Genomic DNA, 3,563 nt, shown 5'->3' on the forward strand with positions numbered 1-3,563 from the left:
ATTCATAAAATGGTGAATGTTAACAAACAGCAAAAATCGCTACATCAGCTAGCTCTCAGAATTTCCAAACAGTTTCTAAGAAATCTGTATTGCTAGTCTTGGAAGATGGGATGAGGTTCAGATAGCTTATCTGCTCAAAAACATCATCCGTTAATTCCCGCGCATGATGCAAATTCTCATCCGAAATCTGCATAAACACTCTACTTGATTCGTGCTGCAATTCTTTTACCAGGAACAATCTATTGTGCAAAAAAGTCAAATAAAAATGAATGCTCAATTCGCGAGTGTCGCGAAAGCTTTGGTTATTTTCAATGAGCGATCAACAGGGGAATCTAGGTTTATCGTCATGAAAATAACTAAGCACTTCTAAATTGTTGATTTTGTCTGTCTTTTGCCTGTTGAGGATCTGATTAATGCTTTCCTGCGTTTTGTGTTCTTGGTGTCACGGCATTTAGTAGTGCTGAGTGTAATTCTAGTGAGAATTCATCGTCCAGCTGAATATTTTGCTAGGGCTTTTAAATTAAATTATTGGTTGCGTTAATACGTTTCGATTTCTTTTTTCTGTTCTTTTAACTGAATTCTATAAATTAGTTTCTATTATCAACCTCTGTTAAATTAGAAGTTAATGATAATAATAATTGGAAGTCAATTTCTGTATAGTTATAAAAATGTATTAAATATCAGTAATATGAATAAAATTTTTCGTCTGTATAAAATGAGAATTTTACTGGGATAATTTGTGGATAAAATTGAAAAATTAATTTTTTTTCTTGTTATCCAAAAACTATACAGATTTTATTCACAAAGTTTTAATAATAACTACGAAAAGAAATTAGCTACTGTCGTTTTTGTTTTAGTTGCTGATGCTAAAGGTGACGATATAGCGGATGCGTTGCCCGTGGCAGCAATGGGTAAAGTTAATTTTTATGCTGATCAGTAGTAGGATGCTATTTGGGGGCTATTGACAGGAGTCGGCTCTCTATATGAAGGTACGAGATCCCCTAAGGAATCGGCGAGCTTGCGAGGTAAGGTTTGATTAGCTGCCACGTCCCTTGTTTTAGTTAATCAGCACTAACAGAACAGATCCTTGAAAAACTCGGCACTTTCGGTCTGAAAGATTATTTTTAAAGGACTGGAAGTATTTTGATTGTTTTCTGAAGCTATTTTTTCCTAAAGTTGCTCGTTTTTTGAGCAGTTTTTTTAAAATTTTCTGTAATTCCTGACTTTTTATCCTTATCCGCACACTTTTGGCGGATTTTGGGCGTACTATCTCTATATGTGAATCTGACTACCAACCCATCAAACTTCCAATGTGCGCATAATTTAAAATAGTGGGGCTTTTAAAGTTCTAACGCAGTTAATAGGTTTTTCAACGGCCTGCTAAAGCCAACAAATAAACTTACTTTTGCCCCAGTTAAACGTGTCACGATAGCAAAAACATGATTACCGATTACAGCGCTATTCCAACTACTTTTCTTGCCACCACGGCGGACGTGATACGCTACAGAACACAAAGTTTATTATGGCTTGCCGCCATCTATCTGCATACAGTAGTGGTGCTTATCGGCCTACTGCCTCCATGGAGTCTGGTACTAAGCATGGTGGTGTTCGTAGTGCGCTGGATGCTTTCTACCCATGAGCTGTTACATCTTCGTAGCGCTTGTGAAGTTGATCCAATAACGCGCTTACTGCCACTGTTACTTACTCCACTACAATTAGGCTATCGTGAATATCGCATCATTCATTTGCGCCATCATCGCTATATGGCCACGCCGCAGGATCCTGAGTACTTTCAGCTGCGGGGTGGCAAACTGAGGGGGTTCATCAATGCGATGAGTGCGCCAGAGCAAAGTTATTTCCGTTGGATCGCGCAGCAAGGGTTGGATGCTCAATTACTGCGCGGTACACTTATGCGGTTGGTGTTGTTCTTGGCACTAGTTGGCGCCAGTGGATTGACCTTCTTCTGGTACTGGGTTCCACTGCGCCTTGCTTACGGAGTGAGCTACTTTTCTTTCTTTTATTGCTTGCACCGCAGAGGCGAAGCCTACGGTGTTTATCCGCAAAAATTTTCACCGGGTACTGCCCGTTTATTTGTGCTATTGTTCGGGCGGGACAGTCTTATGGCTACCTGCCATCATGATATTCATCACGCCCATCCACATATTGCCGCACGGCATCTCGCCGCTACACGTAATGTGCTGCTTCGCTAGCACGTCAATGCGCAACATTACTCATGCTCTTCCCATATTTTCATTCTGAATTATAAATGTTAGATTTTCCTATTTATTCGGAGAATCATATGCCCCGGCCAGTTACCCCATCACTTGCCTGCGACACCATTATCGAACTTATCGATTATCCAAATCGTCCCATTGTCTTAATCGAGCGCGCCAATCCACCTTATGGCTGGGCCATTCCTGGGGGATTTGTCGATGTCGGTGAAATGATGGAACAGGCAGCGGTGAGAGAAGCGCGAGAAGAAGTTAGATTAGACATAAAGTTGATCGCTTTGCTCGGTCTTTATTCTGATCCAAGTCGTGACAGCCGTGGACATACCGTCACCGCAGTTTATGTAGCCGAAGCTTTTGGCACTCCAGAGGCAGCCGACGATGCCAAAAACTGTCAGATATTCAGTGTAGATAATTTACCTCAGCTTTTGGCTTTCGACCACAGTCAGGTACTCTTTGATTACCTCAATTTTCGTGCAACCGGAAAAGTAGCGCCGTTACGTGGTGTTTCTGTTATTGAAAGTAGCTGACAATAAGTCGTTGTTATGCATCATATTACCCGCATAACAGCTTGTTCACACAAGTTTTTCATTATTCAGCAGCAGAATGATGAAAATAAAAGCCCAACGTCATCGGGGGTGTGAAAATATTCAGCTTTTTGTTTATATCCCCTGAACGCGAGTTTCGTTTCTGGGTAATCTTTTCCTGATTTTTAAGAGCTGCCCAATATTGGCTAATCCCTAAAATTCTGATATTGCAGCGGAAAATCGGTAATGGATTTCTTGACGAATGCAATACAATCCTGCAGGTCATCACGGTTCTTGCCGGTAACGCGCACGGATTCACCTTGGATACTGGCTTGTACTTTTAATTTGCTTTCCTTAATCAGCTTGACGATTTTCTTCGCCAGTTCGGTTTCCACTCCCACCTTCACTGTGCAGGAACGCTTCACTTTGTTGCCGCTGACTTTCTCGATCTTGTCACTGATATCCAAGGAACGGATGTCCACGCCACGTTTGCTTAGCTTGGTATTGAGAATATCCTGCACCTGACTCAACTGGAATTCATTATCAGCATACACGGTGAGCACCATTTCAGCCTGTTCCACGCGCGCGTCTGAGCCTTTGAAATCGAAGCGCGTGCTAACTTCCTTATTGGTTTGTTCAACTGCGTTCTTGACTTCAGTTTTATCTACTTCGGATACGATATCGAAAGACGGCATGTTTACTCCTTATTAGCAAAAAAAACGACAAATTATTAGGGTCTGTTGACGTTTTGAGATAAGTATTTCATAAATAGAAGCAAACTCGTAATATTGAGAGGTTCTCACACCAC

At 41.3% G+C, this 3,563-nt stretch carries 4 protein-coding genes; 3 read left to right on the top strand and 1 reads right to left on the bottom strand.

What is annotated here, in order from left to right:
• The first annotated feature begins 739 nt into the window (after positions 1–739).
• The 3 genes from R2Q26_RS15195 (at position 740) to R2Q26_RS15205 (ending at position 2,758) form a co-directional block, all read left to right on the top strand.
• Positions 740–940, top strand: a complete 201-nt coding sequence (locus R2Q26_RS15195; RefSeq protein ID WP_317537063.1) for a hypothetical protein — start codon at positions 740–742, stop codon at positions 938–940.
• Positions 941–1,439: 499 nt separating this feature from the next.
• Positions 1,440–2,210 (top strand): fatty acid desaturase, encoded by a 771-nt coding sequence (locus R2Q26_RS15200; protein ID WP_317537064.1) that lies wholly within the window; start codon positions 1,440–1,442, stop codon positions 2,208–2,210.
• Positions 2,211–2,299: 89 nt separating this feature from the next.
• Positions 2,300–2,758 (top strand): NUDIX hydrolase, encoded by a 459-nt coding sequence (locus R2Q26_RS15205; RefSeq protein WP_317537065.1) that lies wholly within the window; start codon positions 2,300–2,302, stop codon positions 2,756–2,758.
• A 203-nt stretch (positions 2,759–2,961) separates the two neighbouring features.
• On the opposite strand, the gene R2Q26_RS15210 is transcribed toward R2Q26_RS15205, so the two are convergent.
• Positions 2,962–3,450: a YajQ family cyclic di-GMP-binding protein gene (locus R2Q26_RS15210; RefSeq protein ID WP_317537066.1), complete on the bottom strand. Its 489-nt coding sequence runs from the start codon at positions 3,448–3,450 to the stop codon at positions 2,962–2,964.
• Between the last annotated feature and the right edge of the window lie 113 nt (positions 3,451–3,563).

Source organism: Nitrosomonas sp. Is37, assembly GCF_033063275.1.
Classification (GTDB): Bacteria; Pseudomonadota; Gammaproteobacteria; order Burkholderiales; family Nitrosomonadaceae; genus Nitrosomonas.